Here is a 24,115-nt window from a genome sequence, read left to right as displayed (position 1 = left end):
GCATGCACCATCACCAGGATGTCCATGCGGGACTCGACGTCGACCTGGCCCAGCCCGGGCCGATTCCGCTCGAGGCACGGTTCGCCTGCCGTCCCGGGGAGTTGCTGGCGCTGGTCGGTCCTTCGGGCAGCGGCAAGTCGACCCTGCTGCGCGCCATCGCGGGGCTCTATGCTCCTGCCTCGGGGACGGTGCGCTGTGGCGGCGAGCGGTGGTTTGACGCCGAACAGGGGGTGGTGTGGTCGCCGCAGCGGCGCAGGGTGGGGCTGGTGTTTCAGGACTATGCGCTGTTTCCTCATCTCGACGCCGCCGACAATATCGCCACCGCCCTGGGCCACCTGCCGCGGCGTGAACGTCGCCTGCGAGCCGCGCACTGGCTCGAGCGAGTCAACCTCGAAGGGCTGGAGCGGCGCCTGCCGCGAGAGCTGTCCGGCGGCCAGCGTCAGCGGGTGGCCTTGGCCAGGGCGCTGGCCAGGGAGCCACAGGTGCTGCTGCTCGACGAACCCTTCTCGGCGGTGGACCAGGTGACGCGCCGGCGGCTTCAGCGTGAGCTGGTGCAGTTGCGCGAACGCCTCAATATCCCCATCGTGCTGGTCACCCACGACCTCAACGAGGCCAGCGCCCTGGCCGATCGCCTGTGCGTGCTGCATGGCGGCCGGACCCTGCAGCAGGGCACCCCGAGCGAACTGTTCCGGCGCCCCGACAGTCCCGAGGTGGCGCGCCTGCTGGACCGGCCGAACATCTTCAGCGGGCGAGTGGTCGATACCGCCCAGGGACTGCGCCTTGGCTGGGGCGAGTGGTGTCTTGAGGTGGCCGCAGGCCTCGAGGGGCTTGGCGAGGGAGCCAGGGTGACCTGGTACCTGCCGGAATCCGATATCGTGCTGCAGCGCCGCGACCGGCCCTCCCGCGGGGTGCGGGAAAACCTGGTCACCGCGCGGGTAGACGAGCTGCTGGTGCTGGGCGGACAGAGTTCCGTGACCCTGAGGGTGCCTCACGAAAGCCAGCCCCTGCGCTTTGATATCTCGACCCACGCCGCCAGGCGCAATGGACTCGAGCAGGGTGCCTGGGTCAATGTCTCGTTGCTGGCTGCTGGCATCCACCTGATGCAAGCGGATAAGCTGCCTGCCTTGTCTGCCGATGACCATCCTGACTGAGAGGCCTCCATGACCCTGACTCGCCGTCGATTCCTCAGCTCCCTGGCGCTCGCGCCGGTGGCGTTTTCTACTCCCTTTCTGGTGACGTCGGCCTTTGCCGCCGCCGACAGGGAAGAGGTGACCCTGGTGGTCCATGGATCCCAGGGGCCGAGTCGTCTGACGGTCGAGGTGGCCGACGAGGCGGCGGAGCGCAACCGTGGGCTGATGGGGCGCGAGCGACTGGCCGATGATGCCGGCATGCTGTTTCTCTACGCCAGTCCCCAGGGGGTGCATAACGGCTTCTGGATGTATCAGACCCTGCTGGCGCTGGATATCGCCTTTATCGGTGCCGACGGACGCATCCAGGAGATTCGTCGCATGGAGCCCTGCCAGGGCGAGGCCCAGGGATGTCCGACCACCCGCCCGGCGTCGCGCTACCACGCTGCCCTGGAGGTCAAGGCCGGGACGTTCGAGGCGCTGGGCGTCGGTCCCGGCGACTGTGTCAGCTGGCCGGGCAGCAGCGGGAGCTGCAGCGGCTAGGGGTCCTTGCTGACGGCGTTGGGTACCGGCGGGGGGGGCGGGAGCACGACGGGGCCCGAAGCGGATGACGATCAGCGCCACCCCGGCGACCACCATGCCACCACCGCCCAGCTTGTAGGCGTTGACGCTGTCACCCAGCAGCACGATGCCGAGGATCACCGCCAGCACCGGCACCAGCAGCGTCAGCGGTACCACCCGGTTGACGTCGTGGCGCCGGATCAAGCCAAACCAGATGCCGTAGGCCAGGATCGAGGACATCAGGGCGGTGTAGAGCACCGCTCCCCATCCCGCAAGGCCAGCATCCTGCAGCGCCTGCCAGTGGTTGTCCTCGAACCACCAGGAGGCCAGCGCCAGCTGTGGAGTGGCGAACAGCGCGATCCAGCCGGCCATCGCCATCGGCGAGACCTTGGGCCCGAGCTTGATCAATAGCTGGGATACCGCCCAGCCCAGGGCGCTGGCCAGCAGCAGTGCGGTAGGCAGCGGCGCCGGCAGGGTCGGCCCTCCGGCCAGCACGCCGATGCCACCGAACGACAGCAACAGTCCCACCAGGCGTTTTGCGCCGAGCCGCTCCCTGAGAAAGATCACCGCCAGCAGGGTGGCGAAGGGCGTACCCATCTGCACCAGCAAGGCACCGGTACCCGCCTCGGCCTGGCCGAGCCCGATGATCAGCAGGGCGAAGTTCATCACCCCGAAGGTCACCGACAGCAGTGCCAGGAAGGGCAGCTGATGGCGCGCCACCGGATGAAAGGGCACCAGCAGCGCGGCCACCAATGCCAGGCGCAGGGTGGTCAGGAGCAAGGGCGGCATGTCTGACACGCCAAGCTTGATGACGATGATGTTCAACGCCCAGATGGCGATGACCAGGAGGCCGAGAAGGAGGTCGCGTAGGGGCACCGGTCGTCCTTGATGGGTAAAACGAGCAGCATAGCAGAGCCCCTGGGCCGGTCCGAGGGGCGCCTTCGTTCGACTGCCTTGTTCACCACGTCATGATCGGTCCCCCCTTCGCAGACGCTCGATGTCCACGCTCTCACACGCTCCAGCCGTGCAGCCCTCGCACGAACGACATGGCGAGGACATCTGAGCGTGCGTGTCCGAAGGCCAACGGGCCTTTCGCGCATCGCGCGGCACTTGTCGCGGATTACCGTTTGCAGGCATATTGAAAAGTCGACAAGATCAATACGTTTCTCCCTTAATCACCACACTCGACCCCCAGCCTTCGCCAGGCTAGATCCGGCTTCTGATGCAGCGCTTGTGTCAGGTGCCGGTCAGCGTTGGCCTGGCCAAGGGGGCATCAATGCAAGGACACGTCATGACATCTCTGTTCGGCTCGCGCTCGCCGTCTCGTTTCTCTCTCACCCTGGTCGGTGCGGCCATCGCCCTTGGCTCGCTGGCCGCCTCGGCGGACGTCGCAGCGCGGGAACTCAAGGTCTCCACGGTGCTTTCCGATGCCTTCCCCTGGGGCCAGGCCGCTCAGAAGTGGGCTGACCTGGTCGAGGAGCGTTCCGACGGCGAGCTGACGCTCAGGGTCTTTCCCAATTCCCAGCTGGTCAGCGGTGACCAGACCCGGGAGTTCTCGGCGATGCGCTCGGGGCTGATCGACCTGGCGGTGGGCTCGACCATCAACTGGTCGCCCCAGGTGCCGGAACTCAATCTGTTCTCCTTGCCCTTCCTGATGCCGGACGAGAGCGCGGTGGACGCGATCACCGAAGGTGAGGCCGGCGAGCTGGTGTTCCAGGCGATCGAGTCGCGGGGCGTGGTGCCGCTGGCCTGGGGCGAGAACGGCTTCCGCCAGCTGTCCAATTCCCAGGGCGTGATCGACGAGCCGGCGGACCTGGAAGGCCTGAAGATCCGGGTGGTGGGGTCGCCGCTGTTCCAGGACACCTTCAGCGCACTGGGCGCCAACCCGACCCAGATGAGCTGGGCCGACGCCAAGCCGGCGCTGACCACCGGCGCGGTGGATGGCCAGGAGAACCCGCTGTCGGTGTTCGACGTGGCGCGTATCGACCAGGTCGGCCAGGAGCACGTAACGCTGTGGAACTACATGAACGATCCGCTGATCTTCGCCGCCAACCAGCAGGTCTGGAGCACCCTGTCCGATGACGAGAAGGCGTTGCTGCGTGAGACCGCGGTCGAAGCCGGCGCCTGGGAGATCGCCATGACCCGCGAGCAGGAGAGCGAGCGCCTGGCGGCCATTCAGGAGCGTGGTGTGACCGTCACCGACTTGAACGAGGAGCAGCACGAGGCGTTCGTCGCGGCGACCGAAGGGGTTTACGAGAAGTGGGTACCGCGCATCGGCGAGGACCTGGTCGAGGCCGCCCGAAGCGCCATCGACGCGCGCTGAGCAACCGCTCTGACGCGGCGGTAAACCTTGTGCCGACCCTCATGATCGAGGGTCGGCGTTGATTGACTCCCTACCGACGCCCTTTCTCGATGAAACGTCCTGATGCACGAATCGAGCGCACCCTGGCCACCCTGGCGATCCTGATCATCGGTGCGATCAGCCTGGTCAATGTGGTGGTGCGCTACATCACCGGTGGTTCCTTTGCGTTCACCGAAGAGTTTTCTGTCTTTCTGCTGGTCATGTTGACCTTCGCCGGTGCCTCGGTGGCTCTGCGAAGCCATCGCCATATCCGTATCGGCCTGCTGGAGCGGGCGCTGCCGCCGCTTGGCTATCGCCTGCTGGTGATCTTCCAGGGCTTGTGCGGGCTGCTGGTGCTGGGCCTGATCACCTGGTTCGGTGCGCTCATGACCTGGCAGGAGTACCAGTGGCAGTCGTTGTCGCCCGGACTTGGGCTGCCCCAGTGGTGGTACCTGATCTGGCTGCCGCTATTGTCGGGGCTGATGTTCCTCCGCCAGTGCCAGGCGAGCCTGGAGCGACTGCGCGGAGGTGCTCACGATGACGCCTGATGTATGGATGCTGATCGCCTTTCTGGTGCTGCTGATCGCCGGCGTGCCGGTGGCCTTTTCGCTGGGCCTGTCCGGCGCCGTGGGCATCGTCACCGGGCTGTCGCCGGCGATGCTGGCGACCCTTGGCACCAATACCTACAACAGCGTGGCCAAGTATCCGCTGATCGCCATTCCGCTATTTATCCTGACCGGGCTGATCTTCGAGCGGGCGGGGGTCGCGGCACGCCTGGTGCGCTTCGCCCAGGCGCTGATCGGGCCTCGCCATGGTGGCCTCGCGGTGGTCGCGGTGGTGGTGTGCATGATCATGGGGGGCATGAGCGGCTCCGGCCCCGCCGACGCCGCCGCGGTGGCGATGGTGATGCTGCCGAGCATGACCCGCGCGGGCTATCCGCGGCCCTTCTCGGCGACCCTGATCGCTTCCTCGGCGTCTACCGCCATCCTGATCCCGCCTTCGGTGGCCTTGATCCTGTACTCCATCGTGGTGCCGGGAGTGGATCTGCGGGCGCTGTTCGCCGCCGGACTCTTTCCCGGGGTGCTGGCCGGCGCTTCGCTGCTGATTCCGGCGTTGTGGCTGTCCCGGCGCTATGGTTGGGAAGACCCTGCCGAGATGGAGCGCCCACCCATCGGCAAGAGCTTCCGCGAGGCGCTGCCGGCGCTGTTCGCGCCGGTGATCATACTCGGCGGTCTGCGCAGTGGCCTGTTCACGCCCACCGAGGCGGCGGTGGTCGCCGTGGCCTACGGCATCCTGGTCGGCCTGGTGCTGACCCGTGAGCTGTCGCTCAAGGACCTGTGGGGGCTGATGGGCGAGGCGGCGGTGGTGTCCGGGGTGGTCATGCTGATCATCGCCCTGGCGGGCATCTTCGCCTGGTCCGGGACCATGCTCGGCACCTTCCGTCACCTGGCAGAGTGGGTCATCGGGCTATCCGACAACGGAACCTTGCTGCTGCTGTTGATCATGCTGGCGGTGCTGGCCGCGGGCATGCTGCTGGACGCCATCTCGATCTACCTGATCATGATGCCGATCCTGATCCCGGTGATGCAGCACTTCGGCTGGAATCCGGTGTGGTTCGGCATCCTGCTGGCCATGAACATCGCCATCGGCCAGTTTACTCCGCCGGTGGCGGTCAACCTGATGGTGACCACCGAGGTCGCCAAGGTCAGGCTGGAGCAGACCCTGGGCTGGGCCATGGTGTTCGTGGCGGCGATGGCCTCGGCGCTGGCACTGGTGGTGATCTTCCCGGAGATCGCGCTGTGGCTGCCTCGGGTGCTGGGTTACAACGTCTAGGCCGCCTGGGGCAGTACCCTGGGCAGTGGGGGCACAAGGCGCGAGCATGGCTCGCGCCTTGTTGTGTTCATGGTCTTCAGTCGTTGTCGGTCAGCGTCTCGAGCCAGCGTTGATGGACGTCTCGGCTGGCCTCGTCGAACAGCACGAAGCGTACCAGTTCGATATCGGGGCAGGCGGGCAGGGTGGTCAGGACCGTGGACACGGCAATTTCCGCCGCCTCGTTCAGCGGGTAGCCGAACACGCCGGTGGACAGTGCCGGGAACGCCAGCCGACGGATAGTGTGCTGCTGGGCCAGGCCCAGCGCCTCTCGGTAGCAGCCGGCGAGCAGCTCGGCGCTCGGTTCGTCGACGCCGTAGACCGGGCCGAGGCAGTGGATCACCCAGGCGTTGGGCAGCGCAAAGCCTTCGGTGATGACCGCCTGGCCGGGGCGAATCGGTGCCAGCGGCCGTCCGGCCTGGGCCAGCTCCGGGCCGGCAGCGCGGTGAAGGGCGCCAGCCACACCGCCGCCGCTTTCCAGCTGGGCGTTGGCTGCGTTGACCACCGCCTCGACGTCGGCCTGGCGGGCGATGTCACCGGTAATGCATTCGATCAAGGGATAGTCCATGGAGACTCCTGTCATTGGCTTGCGGTGGTAACCGTCGGTGACGGTAGCGGCCCTGTGGCCAGCCGTTCGATGTCTTGACGGCGGTCGCCCGCCAGTGGAAGCCGCTTCCTGGCGTGCTCCAGGCTGTCGCGCTCGAGCTGCCAACTGACGAACGCCTCCTCTTCGCCCAGAACCTCTGGCGACGCCTCGGGGGTGACCAGTGGCGGACACAGCAGCGAGTGCCCCCAGCCGTTACCGGCCCGGTTGAGGCTTAGCCAGTAGCACTGGTTTTCCATCGCCCGGGTGATGACGAAGCTGTGCCAGCTGGTGAAGGAGAAGTCCCGAGTGAAGGCCACCGGGTGGATCATGAGGTCGACGCCCAACTGGCGGTAGCGGGCCGCCAGCTCACCGAACCTGAGGTCGTAGCAGATCATGAAGCCGACGCGCCAGCCGGCGATATCCAGCGTCACCAGGCGCTCGCCCGGGCTGAAGTGGGTCGCCTCGGCGCTGGCGCCGAACTGGGCGCAGTGCAGCTTGTCGTAGGCTCCCGCCAGTTGCCCCTCGGCGTCGACGACCACCTGGCTGATATGGCGTTGGAGGGAGCCGTCGGCCCGGCGTGATCTACGCGCCACGCCGAAGGCGATCGGGCACCCGAGTTCCTGGGCCAGTGCGCAATAGTGTGCTGTCACAGGCCCTTGCAGGTCGTCATCGAGTTCATCCATCGCCTCGAAGGCCTGCTCGCCGTACTCCTGGGACGACAGCTCCGGCAGCACGATCAGCTGTGGGCGTGGCTGCGATGCGGCAGTGCGCAGGTGCTCGGCCAGGGCGTCGAGATGGGCACGCTGGTCGAGCCGATTGCGGGTCGCTGCGATAGAGGTCTGGCAAGCCAGCAGGCGCATGGATTCCTCGCAGTTGGCGAAAGCGCCAGGGTAACCCGAATCGACAGCGCGACGACATGGGCGGCAGTCGATTGCGTCAGCGGTGCCAAGGGCTATGCTCACGGTAGACCGTCGACGCTCGATTTCCGATTTTCGAGTGTCAGTGGTCGAGCGCCCCGAGACCCTGTGGTGTACTTGGTCATCGTTGCAGGTCGCCGTCACAGGCCGGCGAAAGAGGGGGGAGACGATGCCTCGTATCGTCGTGGGGGATCTTGCAGAAAAAATTAACGCCCACTAAACGTTAGCGGTAGCTAAACTCTCGTTTTACAATGATTCGGCCTGGTCTCTCCAGGTGAATTTATCGCGAAAGGAATGACTGGTGGATCTTTTGCCGGCCCAGGAGGGGCAAGGCACGAGTCCATGCCGTCAACGTCGACAATACCAAAAGAGGTGTGACCATGAAGCGCCATGCTTTCTCCGCCGCTGCACTGTCCAGCGCCATTCTCGGAGCCGCCATGTTCACGTCCCCGGCCATGGCCCAGGACGAAGAACAGTTCATCACCATCGGCACCGGGGGTCAGACCGGCGTGTATTACGTCGTTGGCCAGTCTGTCTGCCGCTTTGTGAATCGCAACAGCGAAGAGACCGGCATCCGCTGTAACGCGCCGTCCACCGGTGGCTCCGTGGCCAACGTCAATGGTATTCGCAGTGGCGAGCTGACCATGGGTGTCGCCCAGTCTGATGTGCAGTATCAGGCCTATAACGGTACCGGCAACTTCGAGGGCGAAGCCTACGAAGACCTGCGTGCCGTGTTCAAGGTGCATGGCGAGCCGCTGACCATCCTGGCCCGTGCCGACGCCGACATCGAGAGCCTCGATGACCTGGCCGGCAAGCGCGTCAACATCGGTAACCCGGGTTCCGGCCAGCGCAACACCATGGAAGTGGTGATGGACGCCAAGGGCTGGACCGAAGACACCTTCTCGCTGGCCTCGCAGCTCGACGCAGCCGAGATGGCATCTGCCCTGTCGGACAACAACATCGACGCCATGGCCTACGTCGTCGGCCACCCCAATGGTTCCATCCAGGAAGCCACCACCACCGTCGACGCCAAGCTGGTGCCGCTCAACGACGACGCCATCAAGGGCCTGGTCGAGGAGTATCCGTACTACTCCATGTCCACCATTCCTGGCGGTCTGTACAAGGGCAACCCGGATGACGTCGAGACCTTCGGTGTCGCCGCGACCTTCGTGACCAGCGCCGAGGCCGACGACGAGCTGGTCTACCAGACCGTCAAGGCAGTGTTCGACAACTTCGATCGCTTCAAGCGTCTGCACCCGGCCTTCGAAAACCTGGATCCGCAGGACATGGTATCCAACGGTCTGTCCGCACCGCTGCATGAAGGTGCCGCTCGTTACTATCGCGAGCAGGGCTGGATCGAGTAAGGGTTCTTCCCCTCTCGGGGGAATAGCCAGCTAATCTCTGCGCGGTCGGCCGTTGGGCGGCCGCGCAGTGCGTTGTGGCCCGTCGATGGATCGACACCGGACGTTCGGTAGAGACCAGACAGCCCAGCACGACTGGCTCGCGAAAGCGGGCATTCGGGGATGGAGGCGAAGCCCTCCATCATGACGATTCCTCTTCCAGGCAGGGCACGCTTATGACTGAGGACAACAAGAGATCCACGCAGTCCGAAGTGGATCTCGAGGACATGGTCGCCTCCAGCGACTCCGGTTCGCGCAACCCCTTGGGTGCGCCCGGCAAGCTGCTGGTAGGCGTTGCGGCGGCATGGTCGCTGTTCCAGCTATGGATTGCTTCGCCGTTGCCGTTCATGGCCGGCGTCGGCGTCTTCAACGCCACCGAAGCGCGCTCTATTCACCTGGCCTTTGCATTGTTTCTGGCCTTCATGGCCTACCCCGCGACCAAGCGCTCGCCGCGGGACCGCATTCCTCTTCAGGATTGGGTGCTGGCGATTCTGGCCGCTTCCGCCGGGGCTTACATGTTCGTGTTCTACGAACAGCTGGCTGACCGTCCTGGCGCACCCATCCTGCAGGACGTCATCGTCGGTGTGACCGGCCTGATTCTGCTGCTCGAGGCAACACGGCGGGCGCTCGGGCCGCCGCTGATGATCATCGCCTCGATCTTTATCTTCTATTCGCTGGCGGGGCCCTGGATGCCGGGTATCCTCGCTCACCGTGGCGTCAGCCTTTACGGCCTGGTCAATCACCAGTGGCTGACCACCCAGGGTGTGTTTGGTATCGCCTTGGGCGTTTCGACCAGTTTCGTCTTCCTGTTTGTGCTGTTCGGCGCGCTGCTCGACAAGGCAGGTGCCGGCAACTACTTCATCAAGGTCGCCTTCTCGTTGCTGGGCCACTACAAGGGCGGGCCCGCCAAGGCCGCCGTGGTGGCCTCCGGCATGACCGGCCTGATCTCCGGCTCGTCCATCGCCAATACCGTGACTACCGGTACCTTCACCATTCCGATGATGAAGCGTGTCGGCTTCTCCTCGGAGAAGGCCGGTGCGGTGGAGGTGTCCTCCTCGGTCAATGGCCAGATCATGCCGCCGGTGATGGGCGCCGCCGCCTTCCTGATGGTGGAGTACGTCGGCATTTCCTACGTGGAGGTGATCAAGCACGCCTTCCTGCCGGCGCTGATTTCCTATATCGCGTTGATCTACATCGTTCACCTCGAGGCGCTCAAGGCCAACATGGAGGGGCTGGAAAGCTCCAACCCGCCCAAGCCGCTGGTACGCAAGGTGATCGGCTTCCTCGGTGGTCTGCTGCTGATGATGGTGGTGGCGCTGGGTGTCTACTACGGCCTGGGCTGGCTCAAGCCGGTACTGGGTGATGCGACTCCCTGGGTGGTGGCCGTGGCGCTCTCGGTGGTCTACGTGGCGCTGTTGAAGCTGGGTGCAAACTATCCCGAGCTCGAGCTCGATGATCCCAACGAGCCTATCTACAAGCTGCCCCAGACCCGACCCACGGTGCTGGTAGGCCTGCAGTACATCCTGCCGGTGATCGTGCTGATCTGGTGTCTGATGGTGGAGCGCCTGTCACCGGGACTGTCCGCCTTCTGGGCGACGGTGTTCATGATCTTCATCATGCTGACCCAGCGCCCGATCATGCACGCCTTCCGTGGGCGGGGTGATCTTGGCAAGGATCTGCGCGAAGGCTGTCTGGACCTGTGGACGGGGCTGGTGACCGGCGCGCGCAACATGATCGGTATCGGTATCGCCACCGCCACCGCCGGCATCATCGTGGGTGCGGTCTCCCAGACCGGTGTCGGCCTGGTGCTCGCGGACGTGGTCGAGATCCTGTCCATGGGCAACCTGATGCTGATTCTGTTCTTCACCGCCATTCTCAGCCTGATCCTGGGCATGGGGCTGCCGACCACCGCCAACTACATCGTGGTGTCGGCGCTGCTGGCTCCGGTGATCGTGCAACTGGGTGAGCAGAATGGTCTGCTGGTACCGCTGATCGCGGTGCACCTGTTCGTGTTCTACTTTGGCATCATGGCCGACGTCACGCCGCCGGTGGGCCTTGCCTCCTTTGCCGCCGCGGCGGTTTCTGGAGGGGATCCGATCCGCACCGGCTTCCAGGCGTTCTACTACAGCCTGCGTACCGCCGCGTTGCCGTTCCTGTTCATCTTCAACACCGACCTGCTGCTGATCGATGTGGCGCCCTTGCAGGGCGTATTGATCTTCGTGGTGGCGACCATCGCCATGCTGATCTTCGCCGCGGCGACCCAGGGCTACATGATCACCCGCAATCGCTGGTACGAGAGCATCCTGCTGCTGCTGGTGGCCTTCACCCTGTTCCGCCCGGGCTTCTGGATGGACATCATCCATGATCCTTATCGCAGTGTGCCGCCGTCCGAGTTCGTCGAGGCCTACGGCAACGTGGACGAGGACAGCACCCTGCGTCTGCAGGTCAAGGGCGAGGACGCCTTCGGCGATCCGCTGACGACCTACATGACGCTTCCGGTGGCAGAGGGCGAGACCGGTGAGGATCGCCTGCTCAATCTCGGTCTGGAGCTGATCGTCGAGGACGGTCGCGCCATCGTCGACATGGTGACCTATGGCAGTCAGGCTGCGGACCTCGGCTTCGACTTCGATCAGGAGATCGTCGAGATTCAGGCACCGGTGGATCGCTGGCCGAAAGAGCTGATGTGGATTCCGGCGCTTCTGCTGTTCGCCCTGATCGTGTTGGCACAACGCCGTCGCCGGCCCCCTGAAACCACTGAGGCCACGGCCTGAGGAGGTCCGTCATGTACCAGAAGATCCTGTTACCGGTCGATCTCAATGAGCCATCGTCGTGGGAGAGGGCACTGCCGGTGGCGCTCTCGCTGTGCCGCAACTTTGGGGCCAGCCTGCACCTGGTGACGGTGTTGCCGGACTACCGCATGCCGCTGGTGGGGTCCTACTTCCCCAAGGACTTCGCCAAGAAGGCCCATGAAGCGGTACAGAAGGCGCAGCATGACTTCATCGTCGAGCACGTGCCGGAGGACCTGACGGCTCAGGCGATCATCGCCGATGGCTCCCCCTGGGAAGCCATCATCAAGGTCGGCAAGAAGATCGATGCCGACCTGATCGTCATGGCCTCGCATACCAAGCGCAAGTTCGCCGACTACGTGATCGGCCCCAACGCCGAGCACGTCGTCCATCACAGCAAGTGTTCGGTGATGATCGTGCGTTGACCCAGACGACAAGCGCTAGCGCCATCGACGCCCCCTCACATGAGGGGGCGTTTTCGTAAGCTTGCGTAGGTTGAAGGCGAATCCAGGGCCCATCAACTACAGTCAAATTAGAGTCGATGGGCGCCGGCGATGGCGTGAAGGAACCTCGCATCTTGCCCCTTGACTCCCGTGACAGGTGGGCGGTGGCAACCGTCATCCGTGGGTACAAGGGGGAGTAGATGATGAGTGCAGCAGCATCACGACACGACAAGGAGTCGAGCGGGGCCAGGGTAAAGATCTCCATCAAGAACGTCGGTATGGGGCGGCCCAGGGTGTGGTTATCTTCGGGATTCGAGGATTTTCGGGCCGCCACTGCGGTCAGCCTGTCCTATGGCATGTTCTGGGTCGGGCTCAGCATCGCCGTCACGGCAGGGGCGCTGACGCTGGGACTGTGGCATTGGCTGTTGCCGCTGGTGGCCGGCTTCATGTTCATCGGGCCGTTGGTGGCGGTGGGCTCCTACGGTATCAGCAGGGCGCTGGAAGAAGGCCGCTCGCCGACCCTGGGGGATGCCTTTGGCGCCTGGCGCGGCCACACCGGGCAACTGGCCATGATGGGCGTGATGATGATGATCTTCTTTCTCGCCTGGATTCGCTTGGCCACCTTGCTGTTTGCTCTGTTCTTCGGTCTCCAGTCGCCGGATCCGTCCACGGTCTATGCGTCACTTCTGACCACGCCGGAAGGCCTCGGCATGCTGGTGGTGGGGCTGGCCTTTGGCTGTGTGCTGGCGTTTGGCGCCTTTTCCATCAGTGTGGTCGCGATTCCAACCCTGATGGATCAGGACCTGACGTTCATGGAGGGCATCGAGGCCAGTATTCGTTCGGTGGCACGCAATTTCCGACCGATGCTGCTGTGGGCAGCGATTCTCACCGGCTGCGTACTGGTGGGGATGGCCACCTTCTATATCGGGCTTGCCTTGATTCTGCCGGTACTGGGGCACGCGAGCTGGCACGCCTACGAAGACCTGGTGGTGTGCGAACGGCTGGACGACCCCGGCGCCTGAGGGCGGCAACCTGATCCGCGAAGACGCCCCGACAGGGGGCGTTTTCCTGAACCAGCAAAGCTCGAGGGGCCCGCAGACTGACCTTTGGCGCTCGATCACGTAATCTACTCCTGCAGAAAGAGTCAGGAGACGTCATGCGGGTGCCAGCTTTCCTTTGCCAGGTGGGTGTCCTCCTGGGGCTGTTGGTAGCAGGGGGAATCGGCCAGGCCCATTCCCAGCCTCTGCCAGCTCCGGAGGGGCCTGTGCTGCTTAAAGTATCGGGCAATATCCAGAACACCAATGTGGATGCACAGCTTCTGCTGGATCGTGCCATGCTCGACGATCTGGAGAGTCGTGCGCTGGTGACCGATACCCCGTGGCATAGCCAGGCCAGCCGTTTCGAGGGGCCGCTGCTCCGCAGCGTGCTGGAATCCGCCGGTGTCACCGCCGACAGCATTCGCGTGCACGCCTTGAACGGCTTCGTGGCCGATATCCCGGTCTCCGATGCCTATCGCTATGACGTCATCCTGGCCATGAAGCAGGACGGCGAAGCGATGTCGGTGCGAAACTTCGGCCCGCTGTTCGTGTTGTACCCTTTCGATGATCATCCAGAACTACTTAACGAGTCGGTCCAGTTTCGCTCGGTGTGGCAGGTAGATGCCATCGAGGTCCCGTGATCAATGTCACCGGGAGATCGGTCGAAGGCCATCAGGAGGCAAGGCAGGGAGTGCAGCGCCCCAATACCATAGTGAGTGATCCCGGTGTATCGGCTGGTGTCGCCCCGAACATTCTGCCAGCAGATTCCCGACCCAAGGAGGAGGGTGCTCGGCGCATCCGTTCCGTATGCGACGCTATCCTCTGAGACTGGTATTCAGTGCCGTGGCGGCACTGACCTTCTTTGCTGCTGCCATGGTGGTGATCGGTCTGGTCGCCTGGCGCCATGACAATCTTTCCCACCAGGTGGTGGAGGACATCACCTGGCATTCCTACAAGCTGGACCGAGACGTGGTGTTGCTGCGCAATCACCTGTTGTTCGGGGAGCATGGACCCGAACAACTGGCCGGCTTCAGGCTCGAGTTCGACCTGTTGTTCAGTCGACTGAACCTGTTTCGCCACAGCGACATTCACGATCTGGTCGAGGAGGCTCCGGCCGCGCGTCGCCAACTGTCGATCATCATCAGCCTGATGCAGGACCTGGATGCCGAGGTCAGTGCCCTGGCGTCCCTCGATAGCGAGGCAGAGGCCGTTCTTGACCAGCATCTTGCCGCGCTATCCACCGAGACCGAAAGGTTGATCATGGCCGTCAACGGCCATCTGGCCGAGATCAATACCGCAGAGCGTGTTCGTCTGCAGCGACTGTACCTGTTGCTGCTGGTGATGATCCTCGGTATGAGCCTGGCCGGAGGGGTCATGCTTGCCGTACTTTTCAAGGAAGCCCGTGATAACGAGGCCTCGCGCAAGGCACTGGAAACGTTGAGCGGCGAACTGGAAATCAGTGCCCGGCGCGCCCAGTCCGCCAGTCAGGCCAAGTCCGACTTTCTGGCGACGGTGAGCCACGAGGTACGCACACCGCTCAATGGCGTCATTGGCATGAGCGAACTGTTGCGTGATCTCGAACTGTCGGAGCCCGCCAGCCGCTACTCGCACACCATTCATGACAGCGCCCGCCAACTGATGGGCATGATCGATGACATCCTCGACTTCTCCAAGATCGAGGCAGGACGCATGGAGCTGGATGTTCAGCCGGTGGCACTCGATGCCTTGATCGAAGATGCCCTGGAGCTGTTTCGTCCGCGCGCACTCGACAAGCGGTTGCGCTTGCTTGGCCACGTGGACGAGACGCTGCCGGCACGACTCCAGGGGGACCCGGGCCGGCTCCGACAGGTGCTGCTCAACCTGCTGGCCAACGCCATCAAGTTTACCGACCGCGGCATGGTGAGGCTGTCGGTAGCGCCTGTGGACGAGGGCTGGGTGCAGTTCGACGTGGTGGATACCGGTCAGGGTGTCGAGGCGTCCCTGCTGCCTCAGTTGTTCGAGCCCTTCCGCCAGGGCGATGCCTCCGTCGCCCGGCGCTATGGTGGCACCGGTCTGGGCCTCGCGATTTCCAAGCGCCTGGTGGTAGCCATGGGGGGCGATATAGGGGTCGACAGCCGCCGAGGCAAGGGCAGTCGCTTCTGGTTCCGATTGCCGCTGGTGCCCTGTGACGAACCCCGCCGTCAACCGCTGACGGTGGCCAGGGCGCGCGCCCATCCCAAGCAGCTCGCCGAGGCGGATCTGCTGGTGGTGGAAGACAATCTGGTCAACCAGGAAGTGGCGATCGCGATGCTGGAACGCCTCGGCTGTTCGGCTACCCTGGCTTCCTGCGGCAAGGAAGCGCTGGCTCTCTGCTCACAGCGCCGTTTTGACCTGATATTGATGGATGTCCAGATGCCTGACCTCGATGGTCGCGAGGTCACCCGACGCCTTCGCAGCTTTTCCGACTGGCGTAGTGAGGTTCCCGTGGTGGCGATGACCGCTGGTGGCGCCAGTCACGATGAGTCGGACTGCATGGCCGCCGGCATGAACGACTATCTGACCAAGCCGCTGTTGATGGGCACGCTGCTGATGGTGCTCAAGCGCCACCTGCTGGGAGAGTCCGAGACCTCGACGACTCCGAGGGGTATCACCTCACTGATCAATGCCGATACGCTCGATGCCCTGGACGAAGGGCTTGGGGGCGAGCGCCGGGATGCTCTGGTGGACCTGTTCGGGCGACAGGCGCGCGAACGCTTGCCGGAGATCCAGAGCGCCTACCGGCGAGGCGAGGAGGAGCCGCTGGCCCAACTGGCCCATCAGCTCAGGGGCGAGGCCGCCGGCGTCGGCGCCATGGCTCTGGCCGAGGCGGCGCGAGCGCTGGAGCGCTGTGCCCTGGATGGCTGCATCGAGGATGCCAGAGGCGTCATCGATGCGCTGCCTGAGCTGCTTGAACGCACCCTGGCGGCCTTTTCCCGCAGCGAGAGGCGCGCCTCCCAGACCTGAGGTCGGCTTCGGCGTCCCGCTGTGTTGCTGGTGAAGGTGGACGGCTCAGTGGCTCAGTTGCCTTGGGGACGGGGACGCCGCCAGCGCGGATGTCGTGGCACCACCACCCGCTGAGCCCGGTATTCACCCCGCACCGCATCCATCGCCAGCGCCAGGGCCTGCTCGGCGATGCCCCGATGATCCTGGACGGCGGAGTTGACCGCCAGCGGCAGGAAGTCCAGCAGGCGGTTGTCGCCGAAACTCGCCATGGCCAGACGCGGGGGCAGGCCGCCGCGTGCAATCAATTCGTCCAGGGCGCCTTCCAGCAGAATGTAGGACGCGGTTACCAGGGCGTCGGGCAGTCCCTTCTTGTCGATGTAGTCAGCCAGCAGCCTGGCGCCTTCCTCGCGGGCATAGTGATCGCCGCTTTCCAGGGTGCACTCGAGCTCGCGTCCCTCCACGCCTGCGCGGAAGCCGGCGCGGCGCTCTTCGGTGATCGAAAGGTGCGGCACCGCGTCGAGCCATAGCACGCTTTTGACTGCCGGCGTCATCAGCGAGCGTGTGAGCTGTTCGGCGGCCTCGCGGTCATTGCTGACGACGCTGGCGAAGCTCGCCTCGGGCAGGCCCCGGTCGATGGCGATGATCGGCAAACCCTCGTGCATCAATTCGGTATAGAAGGACTCCGGCTGCGCCAGACAGCTTGCCACGATCAGCGCCTCGCAGCGTTGGGCGCGCAGTGACAGGGCCAGGTCCCGCTCGCTGTCGGGCTGGTCGTCGGAGCCGACGATCAGCAGCTGGTAGCCCTGGGCCCGCGCTCCGCGTTCCAGGTGCTTGGCCAGGCGGGCGTAGCTCGAGTTTTCCAGGTCCGGCACGATCAGCCCCAGGATACGGCTGCTGCCACGCCGCAGGGCCGCCGCCTGGGCATCGACGCGGTAGCCATGCTCCGCGACCACCGCCATCACGCGGTCCACGGTGTCCTGACGAATACGGCGCTCCCTGGCCTTGCCATTGACGATGTAGCTGGCGGTGGTGCGGGAAACGCCGGCCAGGCGGGCAATTTCGGCCAAGGTCATGCGGGTGTCTCCATTGAAGGCGTCGGGCGTGGTCACGGCGACAAGGTGTCAATTCCCTCTAGTCTACCTGGCATGGCAGCAGTGTCCCCCTGCCAAAGTCGTAGCTTTTGCGACTTGCCATGTGCGCTGAATCGTACCAGCATTGTGGCATGGTGAGGTGACACGATTCAGCTTTCGAGCATCTGCATTTGCCGAAGCCAGGTGATCCCAGCATCCGGCGTGCGCTGTATCTGTTGCATCCCGGCAGTGCCGGGGCGCTGGACCTCCTCGCCGACACCGTTCAACCGATACCGGTGAGGAAACGCTGCACCTCACCCAGGAGAGCCCTTCATGCTGACGCTGAACGCCGACGACATCCTGCTGGATTGTCGTGCCGAGAGCTGGCGCCACGCCCTTGACGCCGCCTTTGACACCCTGAAGGCGGCCAGCCTGGTCGATGACGGCTACCGCCAGGGCCTGGTCGATCGGGAGTCCCAGTCCTCCACCTGGCTTGGCAATGGCATCGCCATCCCCCACGGCACTCCCGAGAGTCGAGGCGCGGTGCGTCGCACCGGGGTGCGGGTGCTGCAGTTCCCCGAGGGCGTGCGCTGGCACGACGGCAACCTCGTTCACGTATTGGTGACCATCGCCGCCCAGAGTGATGAGCACCTGGATATCCTCAGAAGCCTGACCCACGTGCTCGACCGGGACGGTGTCTCCGAACGCCTGGCCCAGGCGAGCAGCGCCGAGGAGATCACCGAGCTGCTGGCTCGGCCGGTGGTTCGCCCGCGACTGGACCAGGACACCCTGGTGCTGGGCCATCGCGCCGACGACCTGCTCGATCTGGCGCTGGCCGGGGCTCAGCGGCTGCGCCAGCTGGCATTGGTCGATACCGCCTATCTTGCCGAGATGGTCACCTCCATGCCGACGCACCTGGGACGGGGGCTGTGGCTTGCGTCCAGCGAAGCCGGCGTGTCCACGCCGGCACTCGCTGCGGTGACGCCGGCCAAGCCCGTCCAGCATCAGGGTAGCGACGTCGAAGCGGTGTTGTGCCTGGCCTCCCATGGCGAGGCTGGACGCCCGCTGGCCGACGCCATCGTGTCGCTGGTGGGGTCACTGGATGAGTCCGACGCCGCCCATCTGCGCGAGCGGGACGCTGACGACTGGCTGGCGCTGCTGGCTGGCGAAGGCGGCTCGGCCCAGAGTCGCCGTGTACGCCTGCTCAACGCCCATGGGCTTCACGCTCGTCCGGCCAAGGTGCTGGTCCAGAAGGCACGCGAAAGCGGGGTCGCCGTGCAGGTACGCCTGGCCGAGGGCAGTGGACGCCCGGTGTCGGCGGCGTCGCTGACCAAGGTGATCGGCCTTGGGGCCAGACGAGGACAGGAGCTGATCCTGTCGGCGCGGGGCGAGGGTGCCGAACAGGCGCTGACATCGCTGGTCGAGGCGATCAACGATGGTCTGGGGGAGCAGGTGACGCCACTGGCGTCTTCGGCTGTGTCGCAGGCCGGGGCCGAGCAGGCGGTCGCGGAGCCGGTGGCGGCAAGCATGCCGTCCGCCGACCAGCCGCTGGAAGCGGTGGCCGCATCGCCGGGGCTCGCGGTGGCGCCACTTTTCGTGATCAAGACCCCGGACTTCGACTATCCCCGCGAGGCGGCGGACCCCGCCTTGGAGCGACAGCGCCTCGAGCGGGCCATCGCCCAGGGCGGCGAGCAGCTCAAGGCCCTGATCGCCCGGACCGCCGGAGGCGAGGTCGCCGCCATTCTGTCGATGCATGAGGAAATGCTCGAAGACCCGGAACTGGCCCAGGCCGCGCGCGAGGGCATCGACGAGGGGCTTTCCGCCGAGGCCGCCTGGTGGCAGGCAATCGACGTCGCCGCCCGCGCCCAGGAACAGCTGGCCGATCGCCTGCTGGCCGAACGAGCCGCGGATCTGCGTGACGTCGGCCGTCGTGTGCTGGGTATCCTGTGCGACGTCGAGCTGCCCGAGCCGCCGGCCGTGCCTTACCTGCTGGTGACCGACGATATCGGTCCGTCCGATGTCGCCCGCCTGGACACCGAGCGGGTTCGCGGCATCCTCACCGCCCGGGGCGGCGCCACCGCCCACAGCGCGATACTCGCCCGGGCACTAGGGATACCGGCGGTAGTCGGTGCCGGTGCCGGCGTGCTGGCGCTCGAAAATGGCACCGAGATGCTGCTCGACGGCGATGAAGGCTGGGTCGTGCCGGCACCCTCGCAAGCGCGTCGCGAGCGCTTCGAGGCGCGCATGGAAGCGCTGGAGGCGCTCAAGGCACGTGCCTGGGATGCTCGCTTCGAGGACGCCCGGACCGAGGATGGTACCCGCGTGGAGGTGGTCGCCAACCTGGGCAATACCGCCCACGCCCGCGACGCCGTATCGCGCGGCGCCGAGGGGGTGGGGCTGCTGCGAACCGAATTCCTGTTCATGGCCCACGCCTCGCTGCCGGACGTGGAGACCCAGGAGCGCGAATATCGCGAAGCCCTGGATGCCCTGGACGGCCGCCCGCTGGTGGCGCGGACCCTGGACGTGGGCGGCGACAAGCCGCTGGCCTACTGGCCACTGCCTCAGGAGGACAACCCCTTCCTCGGCCTGCGTGGAATTCGTCTGGCCCTCAGACGTCCCCAGGTGCTGCGCGATCAGTTCAGCGCTTTGGTGAAGGCCGCCGACGGCCGGCCGCTGCGCATCATGCTGCCCATGGTCAAGGACCTGGATGAGTTCCGCGCCGCTCGTGCGATCTTCGATGAGGTGCTGCGCGAACTCGGCGTCAGCCGAGACGGCGACCGCCTGCAGCTGGGCGTGATGATCGAGGTGCCGTCCTGCGCGCTGCTGGCGCCGAGCCTGGCGCCCGAGGTCGACTTCTTCTCCATCGGCACCAACGATCTGACCCAGTACACCCTGGCCATCGACCGTGGTCACCCTGAGCTTTCCGGGGAGTCCGACGGCCTGCACCCGGCCGTGCTGCGGCTGATCCAGATGACCGTCCAGGCGGCCCATGCCCATGGCAAGTGGGTCGGCGTGTGCGGTGAGCTGGCCAGCGACCGCCAGGCGATTCCGGTGCTGGTTGGCCTCGGCATCGACGAGCTGTCGGTGAGCGCCCGCCAGGTACCCATGGTCAAGGCACGCCTGGCGTCGGTCTCCACCACCCGGGCCCGGGAACTCGCCGCCCTGGCATTGGCCGCTCCCACCGCCCGGGACGTGCGCAGAGAGCTGGAGGCGAGCCAATGAGCGAGATATCCGGCAACGCCGCCAAGCCACCGGTGCTGACCGTTTCGGCCAACCCGGCGCTGGACCTGTCTGTCGCCGTGGACCGGCTGACGCCAGGTGCGCTGCACCGCGCCGAGTCAGTCGAGCTGACCGCCGCCGGCAAGGGCGTCAACATGGCGCGGGTGCTTGCCGCCCTGGGCCACCCGGTCTGTGTCACCGGTTTTCTGGGCAGTGACAACGACTCGCCCTTCATCGATGCCTTCGCCGAGATGGGGGTCGAGGACGCCTTTGTGCGATTGCCCGGCGCCACCCGCATCAACACCAAGCTGAGCGAGGCCGACGGTCGCGTCAGCGATATCAATGCGCCGGGACTCAGCGTCGATGCCGACGCCTGGCAGCGCCTGATCGCCACCATCGAGGCGCGCCTGACGACGCCTGCGCTGCGCCCCGCCGCGGTAATGATCGGCGGCAGCCAGCCACCGGGAGTCGGCGCTTCGGCGCTGGCCGAACTGATCACTCGGATCAAGGCCACCGGCGTACCCGTGTGGGTGGACACCAGCGGCGAGGCGCTCAAGGCAGCGGTCAAGGCGGGGGCCGACGCGGTGAAGCCCAACCTGGAGGAGCTGGCCGACTGGGCGGATCGTGACATTGCAACAGACGTCGACGTTCAGCGTGCAGCCCTTGAGCTTTACGCCGCCGGCGTCGGCGACGTGCTGATTTCCGCCGGTGCCGACGGTGTGACCTGGCTGGGTCCGCATGGCCTGTGGCAGTCGCTGCCTCCTGCGGTCAGGGTGGCCAATACCGTATGTGCCGGCGACACCCTGTTTGCCGCCATGCTGCACGGCGTGCTGTGCGAGGCGCCTGTGGAACAGGCGCTGAGGTTTGCCACGGCGCTGTCCGCCGAGGCGGTGCGCCACACCGGCGTGGGCCGGGCCGACGCCTCCGATTTCACCGATCTTCTTTCCGACACCAGGGTGCGGCGCCTCAATGACGTCGAAGCCCGGGGAGTACTTGCATGAACGTGATCCTGTTGACGACCTGCCCCGGCGGCAGCGTCACGAGCTACCTGGCCGCCCAGCGCCTGACCCCTGCCGCCGAGGCCAAGGGCTGGCAGCTCTCCACCGAGGTGCACTCGAGCCTGGCACCGGTCGAGACCCTGTCCCACCAGACCCTGGCCGCGGCCGAGCTGGTGATCGCGGTGGGCGAACCCATCGCCGGGGCCCACCGCTTCAGCGGCAAGCGCCTGTATCGTGGCAGCCTGGAAGATGCCCTGAGCGACCCGTCGGACTTTCTCGAGCGGGCGGCACGCGACGCCCAGGTGTTTACCCCCCTCAACGATGAGGCGGCCAGCGCTTCAGGGAATGGCCCCGTGGCTGCAGACGTCAGCGACGAGGCGCGCATCGTCGCGGTGACCGCCTGTCCCACCGGGGTCGCCCACACCTTCATGGCCGCCGAGGCACTGGCCGAGGCCGGGCGTGGGCTCGGCCATCAGGTACGCGTCGAGACCCAGGGCTCGGTGGGCGCTCAGGACCAGTTGACCGACGACGAGATCGCCCAGGCGGATCTGGTCATCCTGGCCTGCGATATCGAGGTCGATCCCACCCGCTTTGCCGGCAAGCGGATCTACCGCACGTCCACCGGCAACGCCTTGAAGAAGTCGCGCCAGACCATCGAGGCAGCGCTGGTCGAGGCCCAGGTGGAAAGCGCGGATGGCGGTGCCAGGGCCGAGTCCGCCAAGAGCTTCAAGGAGAAGGGCGTCTACAAGCACCTGCTGACCGGAGTGTCCTTCATGCTGCCCATGGTGGTGGCCGGGGGCCTCTTGATCGCGCTGTCCTTCGTCTTCGGCATCGAGGCCTTCAAGGAGGAGGGCACCCTGCCTGCCGCCTTGATGGAGATCGGTGGGGGCACCGCCTTCGCCCTGATGGTGCCGGTGCTGGCTGGCTATATCGCCTATTCCATCGCCGATCGGCCCGGCATCGCCCCGGGCATGATCGGCGGCATGCTGGCGTCGAACATAGGTGCCGGCTTCATCGGAGGTATCCTGGCGGGCTTTCTGGCCGGCTACGTGGCCAAGGCGGTGACCCGCTACGTCAAGCTGCCTTCCAGCGTCGAGTCACTCAAGCCGATCCTGATCATCCCGCTGGTCGCGAGTCTGGTCACCGGTCTGGTGATGATCTATGTGGTCGGTGAGCCGGTGGCCGGGGTGCTCGAGGCACTGACCGCCTTCCTCGAGAGCATGGGCTCCACCAATGCGGTGCTGCTGGGGATTCTGCTTGGGGCGATGATGTGCTTCGACCTGGGGGGACCGGTCAACAAGGCGGCCTACACCTTCGGGGTGGGCCTGCTCGCCTCCGAGACCTACGCCCCCATGGCGGCGATCATGGCCGCCGGCATGGTGCCGGCGATCGGCATGGGCATCGCCACCTTCGTCGCCGGGCGCAAGTTTGCCGACCCCGAGCGCGAGGCCGGCAAGGCCTCCTTCGTGCTGGGGCTGTGCTTCATCAGCGAGGGCGCGATTCCCTTCGCCGCCAAGGACCCGCTGCGGGTGATTCCCATCAGCATGCTGGGCGGCGCCATCACCGGAGCCATCTCGATGCTGGTGGGCGCCAAGCTGATGGCCCCCCACGGCGGCGTATTCGTGCTGTTGATTCCAAATGCGATTACTCCAGTGTTGTGGTACTTGCTGGCGATCGTCGCGGGCTCGCTGGTGACCGGGCTCGGTTACGCCGCCATCAAGCGCGGCGAGACGGCCTCCATGCCGGTGGGCGAGGGGGCCTGATATGGGGGGCTTGGCACTCACCGGCGGTTGACGGCCAGCAAGGTGCAGTTGGCGCCCTGGGTGCCTCTCACTGGTGCACGATGAAGGGTGTTGCTCAATGGCCCGGCCTTATAGGTCGGGCCATTTTTTTGTGTTCATGACCCTTTGGCGAAATGATCGACTGGTATTTTGCTGGATTCTCAGTAAATAGACGGAAAAATTCCGAGCGCATGGCATAATGGCGCGCTTCTTGCCTCATGCTAGGCAGGACCCGGAGCAGGTGGCGACCCCACCTCAGCCGGGACAGGGCCTTACCGGGCCCAGGCGGCCCCCACCCGGGGCCTGACAAGGACGACCGTTTTCTTGTGAAGGCCGGCGAGAGTCGGCGCTAGCTGGCGTGAGCTGGCGCGAGCAGGCACGAGGCGGTACGTCCGATTGATGAGGAGATCCCATGTCAAGCGAACCCGTGACTCTCATGGTGGCCCGCCGCGTGGCGCGTGGACGCTACCGCGACTTCACCCTGTGGCTCGATGAAGGCCGCGAGCTGGCGGCGGACTTCCCCGGCTATCTCGGTTCCGGCATCCTGGCGCCGCCCCCCGGCGACGACGAGTATCAGATCATCTTTCGCTTTCAGGACACCGATACCCTCGCACGCTGGGAGCATTCCGCCTCGCGCCGTGCCTGGCTCGAGCGTGGTGCCGGCCTGTTCGAGGCCCCCCAGGAGCGGCGTGCCCTGGGACTCGACAGCTGGTTCACCAGCCCCGGCCCCAGGGTGCCGCCGCGCTGGAAGCAGGCGATCGCCATCTGGCTGGCGTTCTTCCCGGTGTCGCTGATGTTCCAGTGGCTGCTGGGCGATACCCTGGCGACCTTGCCGCTGGTTCCTCGGGTACTCGCCAGCACCCTGATGCTGACCCCGGTGATGGTGTTCCTTTTCATCCCCCTGTCTACCCGCCTGCTGGCGCCCTGGCTTCAGGCGCCGCCCGGACGTGGCGCTCGCCTGAGCCTGCGTCTGCGCCGCAGCTGAGGCTGACAGGCGGCCCTCCCGGCTCGCATTGAGT

Annotated in this window: 18 protein-coding genes and 1 pseudogene; 15 read left to right on the top strand and 4 right to left on the bottom strand. The window is 65.6% G+C overall.

Annotation, left to right across the window (positions count from 1 at the left end; genetic code table 11):
* The first annotated feature begins 2 nt into the window (after positions 1-2).
* Both NFG58_RS16250 and NFG58_RS16245 read left to right on the top strand, forming a co-directional pair.
* Entirely contained in the window at positions 3-1,151 is a 1,149-nt protein-coding gene (locus NFG58_RS16250; protein WP_348826984.1) for an ABC transporter ATP-binding protein, read from the top strand.
* A gap of 9 nt (positions 1,152-1,160) precedes the next feature.
* Positions 1,161-1,670 (top strand): DUF192 domain-containing protein, encoded by a 510-nt coding sequence (locus NFG58_RS16245; protein WP_348826983.1) that lies wholly within the window; start codon positions 1,161-1,163, stop codon positions 1,668-1,670.
* A gap of 54 nt (positions 1,671-1,724) precedes the next feature.
* Here NFG58_RS16245 and NFG58_RS16240 read toward each other — a convergent pair.
* Positions 1,725-2,564 (bottom strand): annotated as a pseudogene (locus NFG58_RS16240) (EamA family transporter); the annotation flags it as partial.
* Between the two features lie 424 nt (positions 2,565-2,988).
* On the opposite strand from NFG58_RS16240, the gene NFG58_RS16235 reads away from it, so the two are divergent.
* The 3 genes from NFG58_RS16235 (at position 2,989) to NFG58_RS16225 (ending at position 5,862) form a co-directional block, all read left to right on the top strand.
* Positions 2,989-4,011, top strand: coding sequence for a DctP family TRAP transporter solute-binding subunit (locus NFG58_RS16235; protein WP_108132557.1), 1,023 nt, complete (start codon positions 2,989-2,991; stop codon positions 4,009-4,011).
* Between the two features lie 89 nt (positions 4,012-4,100).
* Positions 4,101-4,577: a TRAP transporter small permease gene (locus tag NFG58_RS16230; RefSeq protein ID WP_045994089.1), complete on the top strand. Its 477-nt coding sequence runs from the start codon at positions 4,101-4,103 to the stop codon at positions 4,575-4,577.
* Positions 4,567-5,862, top strand: a complete 1,296-nt coding sequence (locus NFG58_RS16225) for a TRAP transporter large permease (protein ID WP_045994088.1) — start codon at positions 4,567-4,569, stop codon at positions 5,860-5,862. Before NFG58_RS16230 ends, NFG58_RS16225 begins: the two co-directional genes overlap by 11 nt.
* 76 nt (positions 5,863-5,938) lie before the next feature.
* On the opposite strand, the gene NFG58_RS16220 is transcribed toward NFG58_RS16225, so the two are convergent.
* Positions 5,939-6,466, bottom strand: a complete 528-nt coding sequence (locus tag NFG58_RS16220) for a macro domain-containing protein (protein WP_348826982.1) — start codon at positions 6,464-6,466, stop codon at positions 5,939-5,941.
* Between the two features lie 11 nt (positions 6,467-6,477).
* On the bottom strand, positions 6,478-7,344 hold the full coding sequence (locus NFG58_RS16215; protein WP_348826981.1) for a carbon-nitrogen hydrolase family protein: 867 nt from the start codon (positions 7,342-7,344) through the stop codon (positions 6,478-6,480).
* Between the two features lie 437 nt (positions 7,345-7,781).
* On the opposite strand from NFG58_RS16215, the gene NFG58_RS16210 reads away from it, so the two are divergent.
* The 6 genes from NFG58_RS16210 to NFG58_RS16185 all read left to right on the top strand — a co-directional run bounded on the left by NFG58_RS16210 (position 7,782) and on the right by NFG58_RS16185 (position 16,049).
* Complete coding sequence (locus NFG58_RS16210) at positions 7,782-8,765, top strand: TAXI family TRAP transporter solute-binding subunit (RefSeq protein WP_045994086.1); 984 nt, start codon at positions 7,782-7,784, stop codon at positions 8,763-8,765.
* Positions 8,766-8,977: 212 nt separating this feature from the next.
* Positions 8,978-11,572, top strand: coding sequence for a TRAP transporter permease (locus tag NFG58_RS16205; protein ID WP_287164204.1), 2,595 nt, complete (start codon positions 8,978-8,980; stop codon positions 11,570-11,572).
* Positions 11,573-11,583: 11 nt separating this feature from the next.
* The gene (locus NFG58_RS16200) at positions 11,584-12,012 is read left to right on the top strand and encodes a universal stress protein (RefSeq protein WP_045994084.1); all 429 of its coding nucleotides are present in this window, start codon (positions 11,584-11,586) and stop codon (positions 12,010-12,012) included.
* A gap of 221 nt (positions 12,013-12,233) precedes the next feature.
* Positions 12,234-13,052 (top strand): DUF2189 domain-containing protein, encoded by an 819-nt coding sequence (locus tag NFG58_RS16195; protein ID WP_045994083.1) that lies wholly within the window; start codon positions 12,234-12,236, stop codon positions 13,050-13,052.
* Between the two features lie 242 nt (positions 13,053-13,294).
* Positions 13,295-13,708: a molybdopterin-dependent oxidoreductase gene (locus tag NFG58_RS16190; protein ID WP_231498610.1), complete on the top strand. Its 414-nt coding sequence runs from the start codon at positions 13,295-13,297 to the stop codon at positions 13,706-13,708.
* Between the two features lie 166 nt (positions 13,709-13,874).
* Complete coding sequence (locus NFG58_RS16185) at positions 13,875-16,049, top strand: ATP-binding protein (RefSeq protein WP_348826980.1); 2,175 nt, start codon at positions 13,875-13,877, stop codon at positions 16,047-16,049.
* Between the two features lie 53 nt (positions 16,050-16,102).
* On the opposite strand, the gene cra is transcribed toward NFG58_RS16185, so the two are convergent.
* Positions 16,103-17,101 (bottom strand): catabolite repressor/activator, encoded by a 999-nt coding sequence (gene cra / locus NFG58_RS16180; protein ID WP_213229162.1) that lies wholly within the window; start codon positions 17,099-17,101, stop codon positions 16,103-16,105.
* 330 nt (positions 17,102-17,431) lie between these two features.
* On the opposite strand from cra, the gene ptsP reads away from it, so the two are divergent.
* The 4 genes from ptsP to NFG58_RS16160 all read left to right on the top strand — a co-directional run bounded on the left by ptsP (position 17,432) and on the right by NFG58_RS16160 (position 24,081).
* Positions 17,432-20,320 (top strand): phosphoenolpyruvate--protein phosphotransferase, encoded by a 2,889-nt coding sequence (ptsP, locus tag NFG58_RS16175; protein WP_348826979.1) that lies wholly within the window; start codon positions 17,432-17,434, stop codon positions 20,318-20,320.
* Positions 20,317-21,318, top strand: a complete 1,002-nt coding sequence (pfkB, locus tag NFG58_RS16170) for a 1-phosphofructokinase (RefSeq protein WP_348826978.1) — start codon at positions 20,317-20,319, stop codon at positions 21,316-21,318. Before ptsP ends, pfkB begins: the two co-directional genes overlap by 4 nt.
* Positions 21,315-23,078 carry a PTS fructose-like transporter subunit IIB gene (locus NFG58_RS16165; RefSeq protein ID WP_348826977.1) on the top strand — a complete coding sequence of 588 codons (1,764 nt, stop codon included), beginning with the start codon at positions 21,315-21,317 and terminating at the stop codon, positions 23,076-23,078. Before pfkB ends, NFG58_RS16165 begins: the two co-directional genes overlap by 4 nt.
* A gap of 430 nt (positions 23,079-23,508) precedes the next feature.
* Positions 23,509-24,081 (top strand): antibiotic biosynthesis monooxygenase, encoded by a 573-nt coding sequence (locus NFG58_RS16160; protein WP_204248979.1) that lies wholly within the window; start codon positions 23,509-23,511, stop codon positions 24,079-24,081.
* The last annotated feature ends 34 nt before the right edge of the window (positions 24,082-24,115 follow it).

This window comes from Halomonas sp. RT37 (assembly GCF_040070525.1).
GTDB lineage: Bacteria > Pseudomonadota > Gammaproteobacteria > Pseudomonadales > Halomonadaceae > Halomonas > Halomonas litopenaei.
Note: the sequence above shows the minus strand (reverse complement) of the source record. Positions and strands in the feature narration are given on the sequence as shown.

Bases quoted from the DNA above. Each gene is read 5' to 3' on its own strand.
- NFG58_RS16250 (WP_348826984.1), top strand. From the start codon at position 3: ATGCACCATCACCAGGATGTCCATGCGGGACTCGACGTCGACCTGGCC.
- NFG58_RS16245 (WP_348826983.1), top strand. From the start codon at position 1,161: ATGACCCTGACTCGCCGTCGATTCCTCAGCTCCCTGGCGCTCGCGCCG.
- NFG58_RS16230 (WP_045994089.1), top strand. From the start codon at position 4,101: ATGAAACGTCCTGATGCACGAATCGAGCGCACCCTGGCCACCCTGGCG.
- NFG58_RS16225 (WP_045994088.1), top strand. From the start codon at position 4,567: ATGACGCCTGATGTATGGATGCTGATCGCCTTTCTGGTGCTGCTGATC.
- NFG58_RS16220 (WP_348826982.1), bottom strand. From the start codon at position 6,466: ATGGACTATCCCTTGATCGAATGCATTACCGGTGACATCGCCCGCCAG.
- NFG58_RS16215 (WP_348826981.1), bottom strand. From the start codon at position 7,344: ATGCGCCTGCTGGCTTGCCAGACCTCTATCGCAGCGACCCGCAATCGG.
- NFG58_RS16210 (WP_045994086.1), top strand. From the start codon at position 7,782: ATGAAGCGCCATGCTTTCTCCGCCGCTGCACTGTCCAGCGCCATTCTC.
- NFG58_RS16205 (WP_287164204.1), top strand. From the start codon at position 8,978: ATGACTGAGGACAACAAGAGATCCACGCAGTCCGAAGTGGATCTCGAG.
- NFG58_RS16200 (WP_045994084.1), top strand. From the start codon at position 11,584: ATGTACCAGAAGATCCTGTTACCGGTCGATCTCAATGAGCCATCGTCG.
- NFG58_RS16195 (WP_045994083.1), top strand. From the start codon at position 12,234: ATGAGTGCAGCAGCATCACGACACGACAAGGAGTCGAGCGGGGCCAGG.
- NFG58_RS16185 (WP_348826980.1), top strand. From the start codon at position 13,875: ATGCGACGCTATCCTCTGAGACTGGTATTCAGTGCCGTGGCGGCACTG.
- cra (WP_213229162.1), bottom strand. From the start codon at position 17,101: ATGACCTTGGCCGAAATTGCCCGCCTGGCCGGCGTTTCCCGCACCACC.
- ptsP (WP_348826979.1), top strand. From the start codon at position 17,432: ATGCTGACGCTGAACGCCGACGACATCCTGCTGGATTGTCGTGCCGAG.
- pfkB (WP_348826978.1), top strand. From the start codon at position 20,317: ATGAGCGAGATATCCGGCAACGCCGCCAAGCCACCGGTGCTGACCGTT.
- NFG58_RS16165 (WP_348826977.1), top strand. From the start codon at position 21,315: ATGAACGTGATCCTGTTGACGACCTGCCCCGGCGGCAGCGTCACGAGC.
- NFG58_RS16160 (WP_204248979.1), top strand. From the start codon at position 23,509: ATGTCAAGCGAACCCGTGACTCTCATGGTGGCCCGCCGCGTGGCGCGT.